Source organism: Pseudomonas sp. NPDC089547 (genome assembly GCF_050280665.1).
GTDB lineage: Bacteria > Pseudomonadota > Gammaproteobacteria > Pseudomonadales > Pseudomonadaceae > Aquipseudomonas.
In genome coordinates, this window is record NZ_JBNNVS010000001.1 from 1 (window position 1) to 21,345 (window position 21,345).

17 protein-coding genes are annotated in these 21,345 nt (G+C 64.3%); 4 read left to right on the forward strand and 13 right to left on the reverse strand.

The window, feature by feature from the left end; translation table 11 throughout:
- Positions 1–204: 204 nt before the first annotated feature.
- Entirely contained in the window at positions 205–987 is a 783-nt protein-coding gene (locus tag ACQKPZ_RS00005) for a TatD family hydrolase (RefSeq protein WP_427534871.1), read from the reverse strand.
- A 2-nt stretch (positions 988–989) separates the two neighbouring features.
- The gene (cra, locus tag ACQKPZ_RS00010; protein ID WP_427534872.1) at positions 990–1,985 is read right to left on the reverse strand and encodes a catabolite repressor/activator; all 996 of its coding nucleotides are present in this window, start codon (positions 1,983–1,985) and stop codon (positions 990–992) included.
- Positions 1,986–2,269: 284 nt separating this feature from the next.
- Between cra and ptsP the strand changes: the two genes are divergently transcribed.
- Genes ptsP through ACQKPZ_RS00025 form a run of 3 tightly spaced genes read left to right on the forward strand, consistent with a single transcriptional unit; the run spans position 2,270 to position 7,806 of the window.
- Positions 2,270–5,122: a phosphoenolpyruvate--protein phosphotransferase gene (gene ptsP / locus ACQKPZ_RS00015; protein WP_427534874.1), complete on the forward strand. Its 2,853-nt coding sequence runs from the start codon at positions 2,270–2,272 to the stop codon at positions 5,120–5,122.
- Entirely contained in the window at positions 5,123–6,070 is a 948-nt protein-coding gene (gene pfkB / locus ACQKPZ_RS00020) for a 1-phosphofructokinase (protein ID WP_427534876.1), read from the forward strand.
- Positions 6,067–7,806 carry a PTS fructose-like transporter subunit IIB gene (locus ACQKPZ_RS00025; RefSeq protein WP_427534877.1) on the forward strand — a complete coding sequence of 580 codons (1,740 nt, stop codon included), beginning with the start codon at positions 6,067–6,069 and terminating at the stop codon, positions 7,804–7,806. Before pfkB ends, ACQKPZ_RS00025 begins: the two co-directional genes overlap by 4 nt.
- Positions 7,807–7,927: 121 nt before the next feature.
- Here ACQKPZ_RS00025 and ACQKPZ_RS00030 read toward each other — a convergent pair whose 3' ends face one another.
- Positions 7,928–8,149, reverse strand: a complete 222-nt coding sequence (locus ACQKPZ_RS00030) for a DUF3820 family protein (RefSeq protein WP_391124274.1) — start codon at positions 8,147–8,149, stop codon at positions 7,928–7,930.
- Positions 8,150–8,351: 202 nt separating this feature from the next.
- Between ACQKPZ_RS00030 and ACQKPZ_RS00035 the strand changes: the two genes are divergently transcribed.
- Positions 8,352–8,828 carry a ferritin-like domain-containing protein gene (locus ACQKPZ_RS00035; RefSeq protein ID WP_391124276.1) on the forward strand — a complete coding sequence of 159 codons (477 nt, stop codon included), beginning with the start codon at positions 8,352–8,354 and terminating at the stop codon, positions 8,826–8,828.
- Here ACQKPZ_RS00035 and ACQKPZ_RS00040 read toward each other — a convergent pair.
- From ACQKPZ_RS00040 to ACQKPZ_RS00085, 10 genes are all read right to left on the reverse strand, one after another.
- A complete protein-coding gene (locus ACQKPZ_RS00040) occupies positions 8,825–10,321 on the reverse strand; it encodes a diguanylate cyclase domain-containing protein (protein WP_427534878.1) in 1,497 nt (498 codons plus the stop codon). The genes ACQKPZ_RS00035 and ACQKPZ_RS00040 overlap by 4 nt on opposite strands.
- A 236-nt stretch (positions 10,322–10,557) precedes the next feature.
- Entirely contained in the window at positions 10,558–11,892 is a 1,335-nt protein-coding gene (locus ACQKPZ_RS00045; protein WP_427534880.1) for an OprD family porin, read from the reverse strand.
- A gap of 205 nt (positions 11,893–12,097) precedes the next feature.
- Positions 12,098–12,322, reverse strand: a complete 225-nt coding sequence (locus tag ACQKPZ_RS00050; RefSeq protein WP_391124305.1) for a hypothetical protein — start codon at positions 12,320–12,322, stop codon at positions 12,098–12,100.
- 278 nt (positions 12,323–12,600) lie between these two features.
- Positions 12,601–14,004: a heavy metal sensor histidine kinase gene (locus ACQKPZ_RS00055; RefSeq protein ID WP_427534881.1), complete on the reverse strand. Its 1,404-nt coding sequence runs from the start codon at positions 14,002–14,004 to the stop codon at positions 12,601–12,603.
- Positions 13,979–14,653 carry a heavy metal response regulator transcription factor gene (locus ACQKPZ_RS00060; protein ID WP_427534882.1) on the reverse strand — a complete coding sequence of 225 codons (675 nt, stop codon included), beginning with the start codon at positions 14,651–14,653 and terminating at the stop codon, positions 13,979–13,981. The genes ACQKPZ_RS00055 and ACQKPZ_RS00060 overlap by 26 nt, the downstream gene beginning before the upstream one ends.
- A 9-nt stretch (positions 14,654–14,662) precedes the next feature.
- Positions 14,663–17,755 (reverse strand): multidrug efflux RND transporter permease subunit, encoded by a 3,093-nt coding sequence (locus tag ACQKPZ_RS00065; RefSeq protein ID WP_427534883.1) that lies wholly within the window; start codon positions 17,753–17,755, stop codon positions 14,663–14,665.
- Entirely contained in the window at positions 17,752–18,915 is a 1,164-nt protein-coding gene (locus ACQKPZ_RS00070; protein WP_427534885.1) for an efflux RND transporter periplasmic adaptor subunit, read from the reverse strand. Before ACQKPZ_RS00070 ends, ACQKPZ_RS00065 begins: the two co-directional genes overlap by 4 nt.
- Before the next feature lie 258 nt (positions 18,916–19,173).
- Complete coding sequence (locus tag ACQKPZ_RS00075) at positions 19,174–19,908, reverse strand: YkgJ family cysteine cluster protein (RefSeq protein ID WP_427534886.1); 735 nt, start codon at positions 19,906–19,908, stop codon at positions 19,174–19,176.
- A complete protein-coding gene (locus ACQKPZ_RS00080; protein WP_427534887.1) occupies positions 19,905–20,216 on the reverse strand; it encodes a hypothetical protein in 312 nt (103 codons plus the stop codon). Before ACQKPZ_RS00080 ends, ACQKPZ_RS00075 begins: the two co-directional genes overlap by 4 nt.
- An 88-nt stretch (positions 20,217–20,304) precedes the next feature.
- A complete protein-coding gene (locus ACQKPZ_RS00085; protein ID WP_403198171.1) occupies positions 20,305–21,204 on the reverse strand; it encodes a chemotaxis protein in 900 nt (299 codons plus the stop codon).
- Positions 21,205–21,345 lie beyond the last annotated feature (141 nt).

Consider the following 21,345-nt stretch of genomic DNA (forward strand, 5'->3'; position numbering starts at 1 on the left):
TTCCTCGAATAGGCCTGATACATAGATGCAACCGGGTTCCTATGTTCAAAAGCAATTAGACAGTGTGGGCGAGTCCATACATAGGAGCGGCCTTGTGTCGCGATGGGCTGCGCAGCAGCCCCAGATTTTCAGCTTCGCTGCATAAATTGCCGGGGCCGCTTTGCGGCCCGATCGCGACACAAGGCCGCTCCTACAACGACCGCGTTAACTTGACCACCTGAATAACTCGCAGGCATTGCGGCTGCTGGCCTGCGCCAGTTCCTCTACATCCATCCCCATTACCTCGGCCAGCACCCCGGCAATCTCCGGCAAATGCTCCGGGCTGTTCCTCATCCCCGGGTACATCACCGGCGCCATATCCGGCGCATCGGTCTCCAGCACCACACTCTCCAACGGCAACCGCGCCAAGGTCCTGCGTAGCCGCAGCGCCTGCGGCCAGGTTGCGGCACCGCCAAGCCCGAGCTTGAAGCCCAGCTTGATGTATTCGCGCGCCTCTTCGTAACTGCCGGCAAAGGCATGGATCACCCCCGCCCGCGCCGGCTTGTAGCGCTTGAGTGTGGCGATCACCTGGGCATGGCTGCGGCGCACATGCAGCAGGGCGGGCAGCGTGAAGTCGCAGGCCATTTGCAATTGCGCTTCAAACAGCTCCTGTTGGCGGGCTTTGTCCAGGTCTTCAAGGTAGTAGTCCAGGCCAAACTCACCCACTGCACAAAGCCTTGGGTCGCCGTGCAGGCGCTCCAGCCGTTCGCGCAACTGCACCAGGTGCTCCGGGCGGTGCTGGTCGAGGTAGACCGGGTGCAGGCCGAGCGCCGCGAACAGGCGCTGATCGGTGCTGGCCAGGTCCAGCACTCGCTGGAAGTTCGCCTGATACACCCCCAGCACCACCATCCGTTCCACGCCACGCGCTGCCGCGTTGGCCAACAGGCGCGGGCGGTCGGCGTCGAAGTCGGGAAAGTCCAGGTGGGTGTGGGTGTCGATCAGGCGCATGTTCAGGCCGCTGTGATGCGCTGCTTGAAGGTGCGGCCGACGGCATGCACACCAGGTTCGTAGCGCTTCTCCTCGATGGCCGCCAGCGCCAGTTCGAGCGCTGTGGCCGCAATCAGACCGTGTTGCTGGGCCATGGCATTGACCGGCAGCGGCAGGAAATCGAGCAACTGGTTATCGCCAAAGGTACCCAGTTGCAGCTGGCGAGAATCGGCAGGGCGCGCCTGCAAGGTGTCGAACACGCCTTGCAGCAGCACGTACGAGGTGGTCACCAAGGCATCCGGAAGGCCGCCCAGATCATCGATCAGTTGCTGCATCAGGCGCTGGCCGCATTCACGGCTGAACGCTTCGCCCTGGTAGCGGCGGACTTCACCGGCATAACCTTGCAGTGCTTCTTCGAACCCGCCGGCACGCGCCTGGCTGACGGACAGCTCAGGGCGGGCGCCAATCAGGGCGATGCTGCGTGGGGCGGCGCTGAGCAGGCTGGCGGCCAGTTGGCGGCTGGCGTCGCGGTCATCGCTGATCACCGAGCAGAAGTGCGCAGGGTCCAGGCGGCGGTCAATGGCGATCACCGGCAGGCCTTTATCCTGTAAATCGCGGTAGCTGTCGTCTTCTGGCGGCAGGCAGCTGGCGACGAACAGCGCGTCGCAACGGCGCGCGCGGAACAGTTGCTGCAATTGACGCTCGCTGTCGGGCTGGTCGTCGCTGCTGGCGATCAGCAGCTGGTAGCCACGGGCACGGGCACCTTGCTCCAGTTGCTTGGCAATACGGGCGTAGCTGGGGTTCTCCAGATCCGGGAGAATGAAGCCCAGGGTGCGGGTGTGCCGGCTGCGCAGGCCGGCGGCCTGCGGGTTGGGGGTGAAGCCGTGGGCCTCGACCACCGCACGCACGCGTTCGACGGTGGTATTGCTGATGCGCTGCTGTTCAGCCTTGCCGTTGATGACGTAGCTGGCTGTGGTCACGGACACACCGGCCAGACGGGCGATATCGCTGAGTTTCACCGAATTTTCCTTGTTATTTCCGGGGCTGGCTGTAAGGCCGGACCGGGTAGTTTGACCCAGCGCAGGCATCACGCGCAGACGACCATTGTCGCAATTGTCCGACAGGATGGGGCTTTTTACCGGGCAGATTATCGAGTAACGTGGCCGTCTGGTCAGATTAAACGTTTCAGCTGCCGAATTTTCTGCCTCGGCTGCCATCTGTGCAAGGCTGTTGAACTGGCCCTTCATGTGAATTTCACAACAATACTCCAGTACCCGACCGGGAACTGCAAAAGGAGAAGGTCATGCTCGAGCTCGCCAAGGAGCAGATAGCCATGGGCCAGGTGGCCGCCGACAAAGCCGGGGCATTGCGCCTGCTGGCCGAGCGGCTGGTTGCCGATGGCCTGGTCGCCGACGGGTACCTGCAAGGGCTGCAGGCCCGCGAGGCGCAAGGCTCAACGTTCCTTGGCCAGGGCATCGCCATTCCCCATGGCACGCCGCAAACCCGTGACCTGGTGTATGCCACCGGCGTGCGCCTGTTGCAGTTTCCCGAGGGCGTGGACTGGGGCGATGGGCAAAGGGTGTACCTGGCCATTGGCATTGCCGCACGCTCCGATGAACACCTGCGCCTGCTGCAACTGTTGACTCGCGCCCTGGGCGAGACCGACCTGGCCGAAGCGCTGCGCCGGGCCGGTTCTGCCGACGCGTTGCTCAAGCTGCTGCAAGGTGCGCCTCAGGAACTGGCACTGGATGCGCAACTGGTCGGCCTGAACCTGCCCGCTGAAGATTTCGACGAACTGGCCTGGCGTGGTGCCCGCCTGCTGCAGCGTGCCGACTGTGTCGACAGCGGCTTTGCCGCCGTGCTGCAACAGGCTGAGCCGCTGCCACTGGGCGAGGGCCTGTGGTGGCTGCACAGCGAGCGCCAGGTGCGACAACCAGGCCTGGCCTTCATCACCCCGCAGCAGCCACTGCGTTACCGCGGCCAACCGCTTAACGGCCTGTTCTGCCTGGCCAGCCTGGGTGCTGCTCACCAGGCCCTGCTCGAGCGCCTGTGCGAAGTGCTGATCGAAGGCCGTGGGCAGATGCTCTACCAGGCCACCAGCAGCCGTGCGGTGCTCGAAGTACTGGGGGGCGAGGCGCCAGCGGACTGGCCCGGCGCGCGCGTCGTGCTGGCCAACCCGCATGGCCTGCATGCCCGCCCGGCCAAGGTGCTGGCGCAACTGGCCAAAGGCTTCGAGGGGGAAATTCGCGTTCGTCTGCTCGACAGCGCGCAGCCGGCGGTGTCGGTGAAGAGCCTGAGCAAGCTGCTCAGCCTGGGCGCCCGCCGTGGCCAGACGCTGGAGCTGGTGGCCGAGCCGGGCATTGCCGCCGATGCTTTACCGGTACTGGTGGCCGCCATTGAGCAAGGCCTGGGTGAAGAGGTGGAGCCGCTGGCGCAACCTGTGGCAGCCGTTGCCAGTGCCGCGCCCGAAGTGCTGCAAGCCCCCGGGGCCGGTAGCCGCATTCAGGGCGTGGGTGCTGCTCCCGGCATTGCCAGCGGCCCGGCGCATGTGTGTGTCGAGCGTGACATCGATTACCCGCTACGTGGTGAATCCACTGCGGTGGAACGGCAAAAGCTGCGCCAGGCCATGGCGATGGTAGACAGCGACCTGCAGGCGTTGGTGAAGCGAAGCGACAAGGCCATTGGCGAGATCTTCGTCACCCACCAGGAAATGCTCGCCGACCCGGCCCTGACCGACGATGTCGAACAGCGCCTTGCCCAAGGCGAAAGCGCCGCGGCAGCCTGGATGGCGGTGATCGAAGCCGCGGCCCGCCAGCAGGAGGCCTTGCACAATGCCTTGCTGGCCGAGCGCGCCGCCGACCTGCGCGACATCGGCCGCCGCGTGCTGGCGCAATTGTGTGGGGTGCAGGCTCAGGTCGAGCCCGAGCAACCTTACGTGCTGGTAATGACCGAAGTCGGCCCGTCCGATGTGGCGCGGCTGGACCCAAGCCGGGTTGCCGGTATCGTCACCGCCCAAGGCGGCGCGACCGCCCACAGTGCTATCGTCGCGCGCGCGTTGGGCATCCCGGCGGTGGTCGGCGCAGGTGCGTCGATACTGTTGCTGCAAAGTGGCACGCCGCTGTTGCTCGATGGCCAGCGCGGTGTGGTCAACGTGGCGCCGCCAGCTGATGAGCTGCAACGGGCGCTGGCCGAGCGCGACCTGCGCGAGCAAAGGCTGCAGGCTGCCTGGGCCAACCGCTTCGAGCCGGCGGTGACCCGCGACGGCCACGCTGTCGAGGTGTTCGCCAACATTGGTGACAGCAACGGCATTGCCAAGGTGGTGGAACAGGGCGCCGAAGGCGTGGGCCTGCTGCGCACCGAACTGATTTTCATGGCCCACCCCCAGGCCCCAGACGTGGCCACCCAGGAGGCCGAGTACCGCCGCGTGCTCGATGGCCTGGGCGGGCGGCCGCTGGTGGTGCGCACCCTTGATGTCGGCGGTGACAAGCCGCTGCCGTACTGGCCGATCGCCGCCGAGGAAAACCCCTTCCTGGGTGTGCGGGGCGTGCGCCTGACCCTGCAGCGCCCGCAGATCATGGAAGACCAGTTGCGAGCCTTGCTGCGCGCTGCCGACCAGCGCCCGCTACGCATCATGTTCCCGATGGTTGGCCAGGTGCACGAGTGGCGCGAGGCGCGGGCCATGGTCGAGCGCCTGCGGGCTGAAATACCGGTGGCCGACCTGCAACTGGGGATTATGGTCGAGGTGCCTTCGGCCGCTTTGCTGGCCGCGCAACTGGCGCGTGAAGTGGACTTCTTCAGCATCGGCACCAACGACCTGACCCAGTACACCCTGGTCATCGACCGTGGCCACCCGAGCCTTAGCGCCCAGGCCGATGGCCTGCACCCGGCGGTGCTCAGCCTGATCGACATGACCGTGCGTGCTGCCCATGCCCACGGCAAGTGGGTAGGTGTGTGCGGCGAGTTGGCGGCCGACCCTCGGGCGGTGCCGGTGCTGCTGGGCCTGGACGTGGATGAACTCAGCGTTTCTGCGCGCAGCATCGCCGAAGTCAAGGCTCTGGTTCGCCAGGCCGATCACCAGACGGCCCGCGCCCTGGCGCGCGAGGCCCTGCAACAAGACAGCGCCGCAGCGGTTCGCGCGCTGGTGGAGCGTTACTGAATGGCCAAGATCCTTACCCTCACCCTGAACCCGGCGCTGGACATCACCATCGGCCTCGATACCCTGCGCCCGGGGCAGGTCAACCGCAGCCAGGCACAACAGAGCCACGCGGCGGGCAAAGGGCTGAACGTTGCCCAAGTGCTGGCCGACCTGGGCCACAGCGTGACCGTTGGCGGCTTCCTCGGGCAGGATAACTTGCAGCCCTTCGAGGCACTGATCGGCTGGCGCGGCTTTACCGACTGCTTTGTGCGCGTGCCCGGTGAAACCCGCAGCAACATCAAGCTGGTCGAGGCTGATGGCCGCGTCACCGACATCAACGGCCAGGGCCCGGAGGTCGACGAGGCGGCACGCAGCGCCTTGCTGCGCCGGCTGGAACAGGTTGCCCCGGGCCACGATGCCGTGGTGGTGGCAGGTAGCCTGCCGCGCGGGATCACTGCCGAGTGGTTCCGCCAGTTGCTTGACCAACTGAAGGCCCAAGGCCTCAGGGTAGCCTTGGACAGCAGCGGCGAAGCCCTGCGTGCAGGGCTGCAAAGCGCGCCTTGGCTGGTCAAGCCCAATACCGAAGAGCTGGGCGAAGTACTCGGCCTGGCTGTGGATAACCCGGCGCAGCAGCGTGCTGCCGCCGAGCGCCTGCTGGCAAGCGGTGTCGAACACGTGGTGGTGTCTGCGGGTGAGCAAGGTGTCAGCTGGTTTGCCAGCGGCCTGGCTTTACACGCCCGCCCGCCCGCCGTGCGGGTTGCCAGCACGGTGGGCGCGGGGGACTCGTTGGTCGCTGGCATGGTGCATGGCCTGTTGCAGGGTGAGCCCCCTGCGCAGACGTTGGCCCGCGCCACCGCGATTGCCGCCCAGGCCGTCACCCAGGTGGGCTTCGGCATCCGTGACCGCCAGCAATTGGCGCAGCTGGAAGCCGCCGTGCAACTGACAGCACAACAAGAGGGTTGCCGATGAACATTGCCATTGTCACCGCCTGCCCCAACGGCCAGGTGTCGAGTGTGCTGAGTGCGCGCCTGTTGTCTGCCGCTGCGCAGCGGCGCGGCTGGAGCACCAGTGTAGAAGTGCAGGATGCCGAGCATCCCGAGCGGCAGCTGAGCGCCGCGCAGGTCGCCGAGGCCGACTGGGTGCTGGTGGTCAGCACCGGCCCGGTGGACCTGGCCCGCTTCGTCGGCAAGCGCGTGTACCAGAGCACGCCCTCGCAGGCGCTGGCTGATCGCGAAGGCTTCCTCGATGAGGCCGCCACCAATGCCCGGTTGCTGGCGGATGTACCGGCAAGCCCGGTAGTTGCCGACAGGGCTGGCACGCGCATCGTTGCCGTCACTGCCTGCCCGACGGGCGTAGCGCACACGTTCATGGCCGCAGAGGCCTTGCAGCAAGCCGCGCAGCAGTCGGGATACCAACTGACCGTCGAGACCCAGGGCTCGGTGGGCGCGCGCAACCCGTTGTCTGCCGAGGCTATCGCTGAAGCGGATGTGGTGCTGCTGGCCGCAGATATCGAAGTACCTACTGCGCGGTTTGCCGGCAAGCGGATCTACCGCTGTGGCACCGGCATTGCGCTCAAGCAGGCTCGCGCAACGCTGGACAAAGCGTTGGCTGAAGCGAAAGTGGAAAGCGCTACCGACACTGCGGCGCCAGCCACCACGGCGAAGGGTGAGAAGACCGGTGTGTACAAGCACCTGCTCACCGGGGTGTCGTTCATGCTGCCCATGGTGGTGGCTGGTGGCTTGCTGATTGCCCTGTCGTTCGTGTTTGGCATCGAGGCCTATAAAGAGCCGGGTACCTTGCCGGCGGCATTGATGCAGATCGGTGGCGAGGCTGCGTTCAAACTGATGGTGCCGCTGCTGGCGGGCTATATCGCCTGGTCCATTGCCGACCGCCCGGGGCTTGCGCCCGGCATGATCGGCGGGCTGTTGGCCAGTACCTTGGGCGCTGGTTTCATCGGTGGGATTGTCGCCGGCTTTCTTGCCGGTTACAGCGCCAAAGCCATTGCCCGCTGGGCGCGCTTGCCCACCAGCCTTGAAGCGCTCAAGCCGATCCTGATCATTCCGCTGCTGGCCAGCCTGTTCACCGGCCTGGTGATGATCTATGTGGTTGGCCAGCCGGTGGCGGCCATGCTCGAAGGCCTCACGCACTTCCTCGACAGCATGGGTACTACCAATGCCATCCTGCTGGGGCTGTTGCTGGGCGGCATGATGTGCGTCGACCTTGGCGGGCCGATCAACAAGGCTGCCTATGCTTTTTCGGTAGGGCTGCTGGCGTCGTCCAGCTACGCACCGATGGCGGCAACCATGGCTGCCGGCATGGTGCCGCCGATAGGCCTGGGCATCGCCACCTTCCTTGCCCGGCGCAAGTTTGCCCAGAGCGAGCGCGAGGCGGGGAAGGCGGCCTTGGCGCTGGGCTTGTGCTTCATTTCCGAAGGGGCGATCCCGTTTGCTGCCAAGGACCCGCTGCGGGTGATTCCGGCCAGTATCGCCGGTGGGGCGTTGACCGGGGCGCTGTCGATGTACTTCGGTTGCAAGCTGATGGCGCCGCATGGTGGGTTGTTTGTGCTGCTGATCCCCAATGCGATCAACCATGCACTGCTGTATTTGCTGGCGATCGTAGCAGGTAGCCTGCTGACGGCGGTGGTGTATGCGGTGATCAAGAAGAGCGAGCAGGTGGAGTTGGCGGTGGCGCCGGTGAAAGGGTAAAGATTTTTGTAGGGGCTACTGGCCTCTTCGCGGGCGCGCCCGCTCCCACAGGGATCCTGCAAACCTCAAGTTCATGCAGTCCCTGTGGGAGCGGGCGTGCCCGCGAAGAGGCCGGAACAGGTCAACGCCCGTGCTTCTGCCGCAACGGCACCAGCAGATCCCCCAGCCCGTTGTGGTCGACCTCATGCATCAACGCCAACAACCCGCCCAACTCCCCCGCCGGAAAGCCCTTGCGCGCAAACCACGCCAGGTAGTCCCCTGGCAGGTCGGCAATGATGCGCCCCTGGTACTTTCCAAACGGCATGGTCCGGGTCACCAGCAGTTCGAGGGTTTCCGGTTTCATCTTCGGCGCACCTGGCAGTTGAAAAGTGCCGACCATACTGCAATCTGCACGAGCGCCCAAGCGGCGATCATGCAGAACGCCCTCATGTGTCGTTAGTCTTCAAGGTTTAACCTATTGATTATAAAGGTTTTATTTTCACTCTATGGCTTGGCACGAACACTGCTCCCTTACAGGTGACTATCACCTGCCAAGGAGTTCGACCATGAGCAACCCCAACAAAGACGTGATTGATGTGCTCAACGACCTGATCGAGTACAGCAAGGATGGCGAGAAGGGCTTCAAGACTTCGGCCGATGATGTGAAGAACCCCGAGCTGAAAGCGTTCTTCGTCCAGCGTGCCGGCGAGTGCGCCAACGCCGCTGGAGAGCTGCAAAGCGAAGTGCGCCGACTGGGTGGCGACCCGGAAACTTCCACCAGCATCAGCGGCGACCTGCACCGTGGCTGGGTGAACCTCAAGTCGCTGGTCACTGGCAAGGATGAAGAAGCGGTGCTCAACGAAGTGGAACGGGGTGAGGACCATGCCCTGAAGGCCTACAAAGAGGCCCGCGAAAAACTGGTCAAGCTGGGCCGCACTGCCAGCGACATGACCTACAGCCTGGTGGAAAAACAGCTGCAAGGCGTGCAGCGCAACCATGACCAGGTCAAGGCCCTGCGCAACGCCGCCCGCGCCCGTTCCTAAGCGTCAGCCCCCTCTGCCTCTACCCGGTTGCGGCCCTTGGCCTTGGCCCGGTAGAGGGCTTCGTCTGCGGCACCCAGCACCCGGGTCAGGTCGTGTTGGGTGCCAGACAGGCCGATACCGATGCTCACCGTAACGGCGTGGGCATCATCGGCAAAGGGCGCCAACGCTTCGACACTGGCACGGATGCGCTCGGCCAGCAGCCGTGCACCAGCCAGGTCGGTTTCCGGCAGCACTACCTGAAACTCCTCCCCACCGTAACGCGCAGCCAGGTCGGCCGGCCGGCGGATGCACGCCTCAATGGCCTTGGCCACTTCGCGCAGGGCATGGTCGCCACCGGCATGGCCATGGCGCTGGTTGAATGCCTTGAAATGGTCCACATCCACCATCAGCACCGCCAGCGGCTTGTGATTGCGCTGCGCACGTGCCCACTCCTGGCGCAGCACCTGGTCCAGGCGGCGGCGGTTGGCCAGGCCGGTCAGGCTGTCGGTGGCGGCCAAGGTCGCCAGGCCTTGTTCGGCCTCCTGGCGGCGGCGCAGTTCGCGGCCCAGTAGCAGGGTCAGCCAGAGAATACCCACGCACAGTACACCGGTGGCCACGCTGACCAGGATCGCGGTGCGCCGCCACGACTGGAACACTTCGTCGGCCGAATGCACCACCAGTACGATCAATGGCAGCTGCGCGACCCGGGCGAAGGTGTACATGCGCGGGCTGCCGTCAGTGCCGGAGCGGGCGGTGAAGTTGCCGCTTTGCTCACCGAGAATGCGCTGGAAGTTGGGCCGCTCGGCATAGTTGGTGCCGATCAGCGGGTCTTGCGGGCGCGAGGGTTGGCGGGCGAGCAACTGGCCGTCGGTATTGAACAGGTTGATACTGCTGTCGTCGCCTATGTCCAGGCGCTGGAACAGGTCGCTGAAGTAGGACAGGCGCAGTGCCCCCGCCGCCAAACCGGCAAACTCGCCATCGGGGCCGGGGATACGCCGGCTGAAGCTGATACACCAGTCCAGGTCACCCAGCCTGGCCTTGAACGGTGGCCCAACCAGCAAGCCAAGGTTGGCATTGCGCTGGTGCGCCTTGAACACCCCGGTATCGCCGAAATTGGCCTTGCGCGGCACGCTGCTGGTGGAGTCGCCCACCACATTGCCTTGCTTGTCCAGCCACAGCACATCACCGCGCTTGCGGTCGACGAAGGCCTCGTTGAACAGCAGGCGCTGGCGCAAGGGGCCAGGTATTTCCGGCAGTTCCTTGCGCCCGACGGCCCAGATCAGGCCCTGCAACGACTGGTCGTAGAGTTCGGCGTTACGCAGGATGTCGCTTTCGATCAGCTGGACGATGTTGTTGGACGAGCGAATGGCCGACAGTTCGACGCTGTCGCGCTCACGCGCCAGCAGGTAGCTGACGATGGCCACGATGGCGAGCACGGCAAGGCAACTGCCCAGATTGAGGGTCAGTTCGGGGTGCGACCTGAGGAATGCGAAACGCGGTAATCGGGTGGGCATGCTCGCTACTGCGTGGGCAGGGCCGTTCGCGGCGGCGACATTCTAGGGAAGCAAGGATTGTCGGACAAGATTTGTCCGACGGAATCACGCATGGCCGTCTTTCGGCTTCACGCCGAACCCTGTGGGAGCGGGCTTGCCCGCGAAGCAAGCGCCGCGGTGTATGGCACCGGCTTCGCCGGTGTTCGCGGGCATGCCCGCTCCCACAGAGGATTAGGTGTGCTGCCTACAAACGAAGGTCAGAACACGTTCAGCGGATAATCCACGATCACCCGGACCTCATCGTTGTCGCTGTTGCTGTCAATCGACGCATAACCCTGGCTGCCACGGTGGGTGGCATAGCGCACCAGCACCGACAGGTCTTTCAGGTCACCCTCCTGGAACACGTACTTCACGTCCAGGTCTCGTTCCCAGTGCATGGCGTTCTTGCCATCTTCACGGTAGTAGTCGTAGTGGGTGGTGTCCTTCACCGCCTTGGTCAGGTCGGCTTCACCGCGCGAGTACGAAAGCGAGGTGGTCAGGCCAGGCACGCCGACGCCGGCGAAGTCATAGTCGTACTGCAGCTTCCACGAACGCTCGTTCGGCGCGTTGAAGTCCGAGTACATGCGCGAGTTGTCCAGGTACACGCTGTCGCCCAGGTTGATGTAGTCGAACGGCGTGTTGCCGTTGACCCGCTGGTAGGCGGCGGTGACGCTGTGGAACCCGGCGTTGACGGTGAAATGCACGCTGTAGGTGTTGTTGTCGATCTTGCCCAGCAGGGCCTGGCCGGTGTCCTGGGTGTGGTAGAAGTGCACGCCCGGGTTCAGGCTGACCAGGTCGTTGACCACGTAGGTGTAGTCGAAGTCGGCGTAGTACTGGTTCCAGATGTCCTTCAGCTCGGCGGCGTACAGGTTGGCGGTAATGTTCTCGGTACCGCTCCACGAAGCGCCGGCCCAGTTCAGGTGCTTGCTCTTGTCATGCTCGTTCAGCGAGCCGTAGTAGGTATCGATACGGCGGTGGCCGCTTTGGTTGTACGGGTGGGTGAAGCTCACCTGGCCGCCTTCGAGCAACAGGCCGTCGATGCTGGTGTTGGTCAGGCTCACACCGCGGAAGGTCTGCGGCAGCATGCGCGTTTCGCCGCCAGCGATCACCGGGTTGGTGAGGAACAGGTCACCGGCTTTCAGCTCGGTGTCGAAGGCCTTCAGCTTGACCGCGGCGCCCGCCGTGGAGAACGAGTGCGGGGCAGCGCCCAGTTCGTCGTTGTCCTTGATGTGCTCGGGCAGGATGCTGGTGCCGGCATGGCCGCCACCGCCATCGAGCTTCAAGCCCAACATGGCATGGGCATCCAGGCCAAAGCCGATTACGCCCGGGGTGTAACCAGACTCGAAGCGCGCAACCGCGCCTTGGCCCCATTCGCGGGTGTCACGCACGCCGGCATTGTGGTTGTCGCGGTTGAAGTAGGCATTACGAAAATGCAGGTTGAAGGACGACCCTTCGATGAAGCCATCAGCCTTGTCTTCATCTGCCTGGGCGGCGAAAGGGATCGTTGCAGTCAACGCAATGAACAGCGGGGTAAAACGAAACGCGGAAGGCACCGGTACTAGCTCCTTTGGTATGACGGTGGGGCAGTTGTTATTTTTGAATGTGCGTCTTTCTTATAGGTGAACGTTACAGCCGGGCTGATAGTTACAGCACATAAAAAAAGCCGCTGATCGGCAGCGGCTTTAAAAGGCTAACATATCGGCACCGGTGGTGCCCATGGCGTAGCCAAGGGAAATCGGGAGCAGTGACAGCGCTTTATCAGCTGTCGGCGTTGGCATCGACAGCAGCCTTGGAAGCGGTCTGTTTGGCGTCTTTTGCAGCATCAGCCTTGTTTGCGGCTACAACGTCGCGGGCCTCTTGATGAACGGCGGCGAGCTCTGCATTACGGGTGACGAAAGCGCTGGATTCTTCGGCCATGGCCAGGGGCGACAACAACAGGGAAGACAGAACGAAGACGCTGGCAATACCCATACTGTTGGACATTTGAAACTACCTTCTTGCGGTGCAAGTGCTAATGAGGACGGGGGTAAAGTTAGTCCTTTCAATGCACTGGAAACAGAGCGAAGTGTGATAAGCACTGTTGCGCAAAAGGTAACGATTCATCAAAAAGCAATAATACTTTCGCCGAAAACCCCCGTGCTAGACGCGGTCCTTGTAGGAGCGGCCTTGTGTCGCGATGGGCTGCGCAGCAGCCCCGACTATGGATGCCATTGCACAGAATCTGGGGCCGCTGCGCAGCCCATCGCGACACAAGGCCGCTCCTACAAGGGCCGCGTAACCCTCAGGATCGGCAGCTGGATACCGAAGGTATTGAGCCCAGCCCCGCTGCGCACAAACACCTCCCCCCCATGCATCAGCGCAATCGCCTTGACGATGGCCAACCCCAGCCCATGGTTGCCCCCACCGCTGTTGCTGCGTGCCGCATCCACCCGGTAGAAACGCTCGAACAGCAACGGCAGGTGCTCATCGTCAATCGCCGGCCCCGGGTTGCTCACGGCAATGCTCACCTGCTCAGGCCCGGCATCGATCTGCACCTGGATCACCTGGTGCGGCGCCGTATGCTGCACCGCGTTGTTCAGCAGATTGATCAACGCCCGGCGCAGTTGGGCCTTTTCGATAGGCGCCTGGGCATCGCCGGTCACGCTAACGCTGACCTGCGCGTCTTCGAGGATATAGTCGAGGTAATCGAGGGTGGTCGCCACTTCCTCGGCCAGCGAGGCTTGAGCCAGGGCGGTGGCCTTGCTGCCCTGGTCGGCACTGGCCAGGAACAGCATGTCGTTGATGATGCTGCGCAGGCGCTCCAGCTCTTCCAGGTTCGATTGCAGCACTTCGAAGTAATGCTCTGCACTGCGCCCGCGAGTAAGCGCTACCTGAGTCTGGCCGATCAGGTTGGTCAGCGGCGAGCGCAGTTCGTGGGCCACGTCGGCGTTGAACGCTTCCAGCCGCGAGTAGGCCTGGCTGACGCGATCGAGTGCGGCGTTGAAGGCACCGGCAAACTGCGCCAGCTCCGGGGGCAGGGCGTGGGTTTGCAGGCGCCCGTCCAGGCGTGGCGGGGCCAGGGCCTGGGCCTCGTTGGACAACGCCAGCAGCGGGCGCAAGCCAATGCGCGCCACCCAGTAGCCCAGCACGGAGGCCAGCAGCACGCCGAGCACTGCCAGCCCGACAATCGCCACCAGCAGGCTGTGCTGGGCCTGCCAGAACGTTTCGGTGTCGATGCCGATCAGAAAGCGCAGCGGTGGCCGCTCGCCCAGCGCAGGCAATTCGCTGACCAGCACCTTGTAAGGGTAGGGCCGGTCGGGCAGGCGCAGGTCGCGCATACCCTGCGGGCCTTCGGCGAAGGCACGTACAAGCTCGCCAGGGTGGCCATATTCGTAGGCAGGGTTGCTGCTCACTACCCAGAAGCGGATGCGCTTGTCTTCTTCGCTGAGCAGGTTGAGCTTGTTGTTGATCTTGGCCCAGTGATCGGGCGTACCGAAGCGGTTGAGGGTGGACTCGAGCACGCTGAAACGTGCGTCCAGTTCGGCCTGCGGCAGCAGGTCGAGGCTGCGGTCGACCTGGCGGTACAGCGCCGAGCCAATCAATATGAAGACGCCCAACGCCACCAGGATGAACAGTGCCGACAGGCGCAGGGCAATGGAATTACCCCGCACGGTTTTCCAGGACATAGCCCATGCCTCGGATGGTGTGCAGCAACTTGTTGTCGAAAGGCCCATCGAGCTTGGCGCGCAGGCGTTTGATCGCCACTTCGACGACGTTGGCATCGCTGTCGAAGTTGATGTCCCAGACCAGCTCGGCAATCGCCGTCTTCGACAGGATTTCACCCTGCCGCCGGGCCAGCACACTCAGCAGCGAGAACTCTTTGGCGGTCAGGTCCAGGCGCTGGCCGGCGCGTGAGGCCTTGCGTGCCATCAGGTCGATCCACAGGTCTGCCACCTGCACTTGCAGCGGTTCATGGCTGCTGCTGCGCCGGGTCAGGGCTTGCAGGCGGGCGACCAGCTCAAGAAAAGAGAACGGCTTGCCCAGGTAGTCGTCGGCGCCTTCACGCAGGCCGTGGATGCGGTCTTCGACACGCTCGCGAGCGGTCAGCATGATCACCGGCGTCTGCTTGCGTGCGCGCAAGGCGCGCAGCACGCCATAGCCGTCCAGGCCGGGCAACATCACATCCAGCACGATTACCGCGTAGTCGCCCTCCAGGGCCAGGTGCAGGCCGTCGATGCCGTCCCGCGCCAGGTCCACGGTAAAGCCCTGCTCGGTAAGGCCGCGATGAAGGTAATCGGCGGTTTTTTCTTCGTCTTCGATGATCAGCACACGCATGGTCTTGTCCTAGCTGGCACTTGGCGCTGCCGCACGGGCAGCCTGGTGGCGGTGGAACAGGCGCTCCAGGGCCAAGTATATGACCGGGGTGGTGAACAGCGTCAGGGCCTGGCTCACCAGCAGGCCGCCCACCACCGCAATGCCCAATGGCTGACGCAACTCGGCACCGGTGCCGAAACCGAACATCAGCGGTACCGCGCCGAGCAAGGCGGCCAGGGTGGTCATGATGATCGGCCTGAAGCGCGTCAGGCATGCCTGGTGAATCGCCTGCTCCGGCGTCAGGCCATGATGGCGCTGGGCTTCAAGGGCGAAGTCGATCAGCAGGATGCCGTTCTTCTTGACGATACCGATCAGCAGCACCACCCCGATCAGGCCCATGATGCTGAAGTCCTGGCCCATGGCCCATAGCAGGACCAACGCGCCCAGGCCGGCCGAGGGCAGGGTGGAGATGATCGTCAGCGGGTGGACGAAGCTTTCGTACAGCACGCCGAGGATGATGTACACCGCCACCAGCGCCGCCAAAATCAGCCAAGGCTGGCTCGACAACGAACTCTGGAACGCTTGGGCCGCACCCTGGAAGTTGCCGCTGATGGAGTCGGGCATACCCAGCTCGCGCTGGGTGCGGTCGAGGATGCTCACGGCATCGCCCAGGGCCACGCCAGGGGCCAGGTTGAACGACAGGTTGGCCGCCGGGAACAGGCCATCGTGGCTGATCGACAACGGCCCGGTGCTGGGCGGCGCCACGTGGGCCACTGCCGACAGCGGTACCATTTCGTTGCTCAGCGGCGAGCGCAGGTAGAAGTAGTTAAGGCTCTCGGCCTTGCCGCGTTGGCGGGCATCCAGTTCAAGGATCACCTTGTACTGGTTGGTGTCGGTCTGGAATTCGCTGATCTGCCGCTGGCCGAAGGCATCGTAGAGGGCCTGATCGACGTCGGTGGTGGTCAGGCCGAAACGCGCTGCGGCCTGGCGGTCGATGTCGATGCGGGTAACGCTGGCGCCCAGTTGCAGGTCGTTGGACAGGTCGCGGAACGCCGGGTTTTCACGCAGGCGGTCGGTCAGGCGTTGGGTCCACAGGTTCAACGCCTCGCCATCGTTGCTCTTAAGCACGTACTGGTACTGGGTGCGGGACGGGCCAGAACTGAGGTTGATGTCCTGGCCGGCGCGCATGTACAGGACAATGCCCGGTACCTGGGCCAGTTTGGGGCGCAGCCGGTCGATCAGCTCGCTGGCCGACACATCGCGTTCGCCACGCGGCTTCAGGGCGATCCAGAAGCGGCCGTTGGCGATGGTCTGGTTGCTGCCGGTGACCCCCACCGAATGGGAGAACGCGCGTACGGCCGGGTCCGCCTCGATGATCTTCGCCAGCGCCTGGTGCTTCTCGATCATCGACGGGTACGAAACGTCCGCTGCGGCTTCGCTTGTGCCCAGAATGAAACCGGTGTCCTGCAACGGGAAGAAGCCCTTGGGGATGGCCACGTAACCGGCCACCGCCAACGCCAGGGTCACGCCAAACACGCCGAGGGTCAGGCGCTGGTGGGCAAGGGCGCGGTTCAGGCCCTTTTCGTACCACTTGACCAGGCGCTCGCCAAAGCCGCCCTTGTGTTCACCGGGCGGCCGACGCATGAACAGCGCGCAGAGGGTGGGTGCCAGGGTCAGCGAGACCACCACCGAAATCAGGATGGTGGAGGTGGCGGTCAGGGCGAACTCCTTGAACAGCCGGCCAACCACGCCGCCCATGAACAGCAGCGGGATGAACGCGGCAATCAGCGAGAAACTGATCGACACCACGGTAAAGCCGATTTCCCCGGCGCCCTTGAGCGCCGCCGTGCGGCTGTCGTCGCCGGCCTCCAGGTGGCGGTGGATGTTCTCCACCACGACGATGGCATCGTCCACCACGAAGCCCACGGAAATGACGATGGCCACCAGGGTCAGGTTGTTCAGGCTGAAACCGAGGATGTACATCAGCGCGCAGCTGGCGATCAGCGACACGCCAAGCACGCTGGACACCACCATGGTTGCCGACCACTGGCGCAGGAACAGCGCCATCACCCCGATCACCAGGGCCACGGCGATCATCAGGGTCAGTTCCACTTCGTGCAGCGAGGCGCGAATGGTCTGCGTACGGTCCTGCAGCACCGACACCTCGACCGAGGCCGGCAGCATCTCCTGAAGCTTGGGCAGCGCGGCCATGACCCGGTCCACGGTATCGACGATGTTGGCGCCGGGCTGGCGGAAGATCACCAGGTTCAGCCCTGGCTGGTCGCCGGACCAGGCTTTGACGTAGGCGTTTTCGGCGCCGTTGATCACCTTGGCCACATCCTTCAGGTGCACCGGAGCGCCGTCGCGGTACGAGACGATCAGTTGCGCATAGTCCTCGGGGTGGAACAGCTGGTCGTTGGCGGCGATGGTCGACACGCTGTGCTCGCCGTACAACGCACCCTTGGCCAGGTTCAGGCTGGTTTGCTGGATCGCCTGGCGCAGGTCGGCCAGGGTCAGGCCGATGGCGGCCAGTTTCTCGGGCTGCGCCTGCACACGGATCGCCGGGCGCAACTGGCCGGTGATGTTGATCAGGCCCACCCCTTCGATCTGGCTCAGCTGCCGCGCCAGCAGGGTTTCGGCGTAATCGCTGAGGTCGTTGCCGGGCATCTGGTTGGAGCTGACCGTCATCACCAGCACCGGGCTGTCGGCCGGGTTGACCTTGCGCCAGGTCGGCGGGTTGGGCAGGTCTTGCGGCAGGCGGGCGGTGGCGGTGTTGATCGCCGCCTGCACTTCCTGGGCAGCGGTGTCGATATTCTTGTCCAGGGTGAACTGCAGGATCAGGGTAGTCGAGCCCAGCGCGCTGCTGCTGGTCATCTGGGTCATGCCGGGGATGGCGCTGAACTGCACCTCCAGCGGCGTGGCCACCGACGAGGCCATGGTTTCCGGGCTGGCGCCGGGCAACTGGGCGGTCACCTGAATGGTCGGGAAGTCCGCCTCGGGCAGCGGCGCCACCGGCAGGCGCGGGAAGGCAATGGCGCCCAGCAGCACCAGGGCGAAGGTCAGCAGCAGGGTGGCGATGGGGTGGTCGATGCACCAGGCCGAAACACCGTTGCGCGTGTTCATGGCTGGCTCCGGCGGTCAGCCATTTCCGATGGCGCGGGGGCATCAGGCGTGACCTCTACCCGTGAGCCCGGCTTGAGCCGCGACTGGCCGTCGAGCACCAGCCGCTCGCCCGCTTTGACCCCGGCAATGATGTTCAGCCCGCTGTCCTGGTACAGCACCTTGACCGGCACACTGGTGACCTTGTCGCCGTCCAGGCGGTAGACGAAGTGCCCGTCAACGCCGCGTTGCACCACCGGTGGCGGCACGACCAGGGCGTTTTCTTCCACGGCGGTGCGCAAGCGGATGGTGACCAGCTGGCCCGGCCACAGGTGGCCGTCCTTGTTGTCGAACTCGGCCTTGACCCGCACAGTGCCAGTGGTGGCGGAAATCTGGTTGTCGATCAGCGCCAGGTGGCCTTCGCCGAGAAGGCTGCGTTCGCCGTCGGCGTCCATGTAGGCTTGTACCAGCGCCGGGTTGGATGCCTTCAACAGGCTTTGCAGCGTTGGCAGTATCTGCTGCGGCAGGGCGAATTCGACGGCGATCGGGTCGATCTGGGTGACGCTGAACAGGCCTTGGGTGTCGCTGGTGCGTACTAGGTTGCCCGGGTCGACATTACGGATACCCACACGCCCGGTGACTGGCGAGCGGATCTGGGTATAGGAAAGTTGCACTTCGGCGTTGGCAATGGCGGCCTGGTTGCCTTTGACCGTGGCCTGCAACTGATTGACCAGCGCCTGTTGCTGGTCGAGGGTTTGCTTCGATACGCCGTCATCGCTGCTGAGCAGGCGGTAGCGCTTGAGGTCGACGCCAGCCACCTGGATCTGTGCCTGGCTCTGGCCAAGCTGGGCGCGGGCCTGGTCGAGGCTGGCGCGGATGCTGCGGTCGTCGAGGGTGGCGAGCAGGTCGCCTTCCTTGACCCATTGGCCTTCCTTGACCAGCACCTGGGTGAGCACCCCTTCGACTTGTGGCCGCACCTCGACGCTGTGCAGCGACAGCACTGTGCCGATGGCACTGGCGTAGCGCGGCACGTCTTGCTGGGCGACGTTGATTACGCGAACCGGCACGGCAGTTTGCGCGCGGGCAACCGGTGCGGGTTGGCGCTGGCTATACCAGCTGCCCGCTACCAGCAGGGCCAGGAGCGCCAGGGCGGCGAGAATGACAGAGCGGGACGGACGTCGCATCGGTGCGGGCACCTTGGCCAGAGGGGAAGAAAACGGTTGTCTGTACTCAATCTTATAGCCCCCGGACCGGGTCGGCAGCGTGACCGCTGGCTGACAGCCGTGTCAGTTTCGCGACCTTGAGTCATGCGCGGTTATTTTTGTGGGAGCGGGCGCGCCCGCGAACACCGGCAGAGCCGGTGCCATCCACCGCGGTGGGTTCTTCGCGGGCATGCTCGCTCCCACAGGGACTGTGCAACGCCCTGCAGTTTGGTGGTTTGGCTAGAAACCGATAAAGGCGTAGTACACCGGGGTCTCGCTGGTCGTGCGCAAACCATACCCCTGCAAGCTCGCCACCAGCGCTTCATCTTCCACATGTAGGCTCCACCGCGTACCGTCATCCACGGGCACCTGCGCCAGCGCAGTGGCAAACGCCCCCATGTCCGGCAGGTAAGCGGTAAACCCATTACCCTTGAGCGCACTGGTGGTCATGCCCAGCGCCTGGCACACCGCCACCTTGGCAGCAATATCATCGCGGTCGGCCTGCCGCGAGGCTTGCACCAGCGCTTCCAGCTCCGCATCGACCAGTTGCGTGCCGTGGATCAGTTCCGGCCCTTGCTGCCACGCCTCCGGCGGGCAGTCCTTGCTGTCCGGGCGCAGCGGAATGTGTGGGTTGATTTCCACCGGATAGATGCGACAAACCAGCGGGCGTTCGTCGTAGATGGTGCAAAGGTCGGCGTCGTCGAGGTTACGGCAACGCCCAGGGTTGAACGCAGCAAAAGTCACCGACACCCGTGCCTCACCTTCACCGCAATGCACCGGATGCGAGCGGCGTAGCACATGCTCACGCTGCTCCAGCGGCATGCCGGGGCCATCGGTGACGAACGCTTCGATCAGCACGATCACCTGGCCGGCGTCAGCGGCCCAGCGTCGCGCTTCATCAAGGGTCAACGGCACGTGGTGCCCGGTGCAGCATTTGCCGCAGCCGGTACAGCCGAATCGCAAGCTGTCGGTCACTTGGCTTCCGGGCTCCACTCGCTGACAAAGGCACGCTGGTGCTGGCGGTCGTACAGGCACAACTCGGTGCCGGTGCGTTGCTGCATGTGCTTCTGCGGGTAGACGCCTTCGATCAGCAGGGCGCTCATGCCCACCTGGTCATCGAATTCGGCGGGCTTGCCACGGGCGTGGGCATCCTTGAACTGGCTGGCGGCCAGGCAGGCCTTGAGCATCTGCTGGCGCTGCTCGTTCCAGGCCTGGCTACTGGAGGCCTGGGCAACACCGCTGAAGAGGGCGCAGCTGATCAGGATGGAGCTGAAAAACTTCATACGCGGTTCCGGCAGTTTTCTCACGAGGGGCGCGAATTATGCCCGGCTCACCCCCGGCGGCAAACCGGGGAGTTTGTCTCGGAATATATCAGTGCTCGGCGAACACCACGGTACGCGCCGCCACCACCAGACAATCGGTCAGCTCTGGCGAGGAAAACTTGGTCAGGATGGCGTTGGCCCCGGCCTGGGTTGCCTTCTCGCTGCTCATGGCGCTGTCCAGCGAGGTGTGCAGCAGTACGTACAGGTGCTGGAAGTCTGGCGTTTCGCGCAGGGTGCGGGTGAAGGCGTAGCCGTCCATCTCGCTCATTTCGATGTCGGAGACGATGATGTTGATTTCCTGCGCGGTGCCTTGCAATTCCAGTAACACGTTGATGGCGTCCTTGGCGCTGCGCGCAGTGTGGCACTCGATGCCCAGGTTGCGCAGGGTATGCACCGACTGCTGCAGGGCTACCTGGCTGTCGTCGACTACCAGGATGTTGGCGGCGGCCAGGAGGCTGGCATCCTCATCGCTCAAGGTGCCGTGATGCGGTTCGGCTACCGGTGGGGCAATGGCGTGGATGACTTTTTCGATGTCCAGCACCTGCACCAGGGTGTTGTCCACACGGGTCACGCCTGTGATGAACGAGCGGTTGCCTGAACCAAAGGGCGGCGGTTTGATATCGGTGCTCAGGCAATGCACGATGCGGCTGACCGCCTGCACATGCAGGCCCTGGCGCGAGCGGCTGATCTCGGTGACGATCAGGCAGCCACCTTGCGGGTCTTCCAGCGGTCGCTCGCCGATGGCGCGGGACAGGTCGATGACCGACAGCGAATGGCCGCGCAAGGTCGCGACGCCTTTTACGTGGGGGTGCGCTTCAGGCAGCTTGGTCAGCGGCGGGCAAGGGATGATCTCGCTGACCTTGAGCAGGTTGATTGCCATCAACTTGCCGCTGCGCAGGGTGAACAGCAGCAGCGACAGCGAGTCCGCGCGGGCATTTTGCGTGGCCATGGTGACCTTCGGTGGGGAACAGGGGATAACGGGTTATCGGCCTGTTCGGGCTGGGCTTTAGGCCGCAAGTGCTGTCACCGATCGAGAAGGCTGCGCAGCCCCTGTAGGAGCGGCCTTGTGTCGCGAAAGGGCTGCGAAGCA

Coding starts and splice junctions, on each gene's coding strand:
- ACQKPZ_RS00005 (WP_427534871.1), bottom strand. CDS start 987: ATGCGCCTGATCGACACCCACACCCACCTGGACTTTCCCGACTTCGAC.
- ptsP (WP_427534874.1), top strand. CDS start 2,270: ATGCTCGAGCTCGCCAAGGAGCAGATAGCCATGGGCCAGGTGGCCGCC.
- pfkB (WP_427534876.1), top strand. CDS start 5,123: ATGGCCAAGATCCTTACCCTCACCCTGAACCCGGCGCTGGACATCACC.
- ACQKPZ_RS00025 (WP_427534877.1), top strand. CDS start 6,067: ATGAACATTGCCATTGTCACCGCCTGCCCCAACGGCCAGGTGTCGAGT.
- ACQKPZ_RS00030 (WP_391124274.1), bottom strand. CDS start 8,149: ATGAAACCGGAAACCCTCGAACTGCTGGTGACCCGGACCATGCCGTTT.
- ACQKPZ_RS00035 (WP_391124276.1), top strand. CDS start 8,352: ATGAGCAACCCCAACAAAGACGTGATTGATGTGCTCAACGACCTGATC.
- ACQKPZ_RS00040 (WP_427534878.1), bottom strand. CDS start 10,321: ATGCCCACCCGATTACCGCGTTTCGCATTCCTCAGGTCGCACCCCGAA.
- ACQKPZ_RS00050 (WP_391124305.1), bottom strand. CDS start 12,322: ATGTCCAACAGTATGGGTATTGCCAGCGTCTTCGTTCTGTCTTCCCTG.
- ACQKPZ_RS00055 (WP_427534881.1), bottom strand. CDS start 14,004: ATGTCCTGGAAAACCGTGCGGGGTAATTCCATTGCCCTGCGCCTGTCG.
- ACQKPZ_RS00060 (WP_427534882.1), bottom strand. CDS start 14,653: ATGCGTGTGCTGATCATCGAAGACGAAGAAAAAACCGCCGATTACCTT.
- ACQKPZ_RS00065 (WP_427534883.1), bottom strand. CDS start 17,755: ATGAACACGCGCAACGGTGTTTCGGCCTGGTGCATCGACCACCCCATC.
- ACQKPZ_RS00070 (WP_427534885.1), bottom strand. CDS start 18,915: ATGCGACGTCCGTCCCGCTCTGTCATTCTCGCCGCCCTGGCGCTCCTG.
- ACQKPZ_RS00080 (WP_427534887.1), bottom strand. CDS start 20,216: ATGAAGTTTTTCAGCTCCATCCTGATCAGCTGCGCCCTCTTCAGCGGT.
- ACQKPZ_RS00085 (WP_403198171.1), bottom strand. CDS start 21,204: ATGGCCACGCAAAATGCCCGCGCGGACTCGCTGTCGCTGCTGCTGTTC.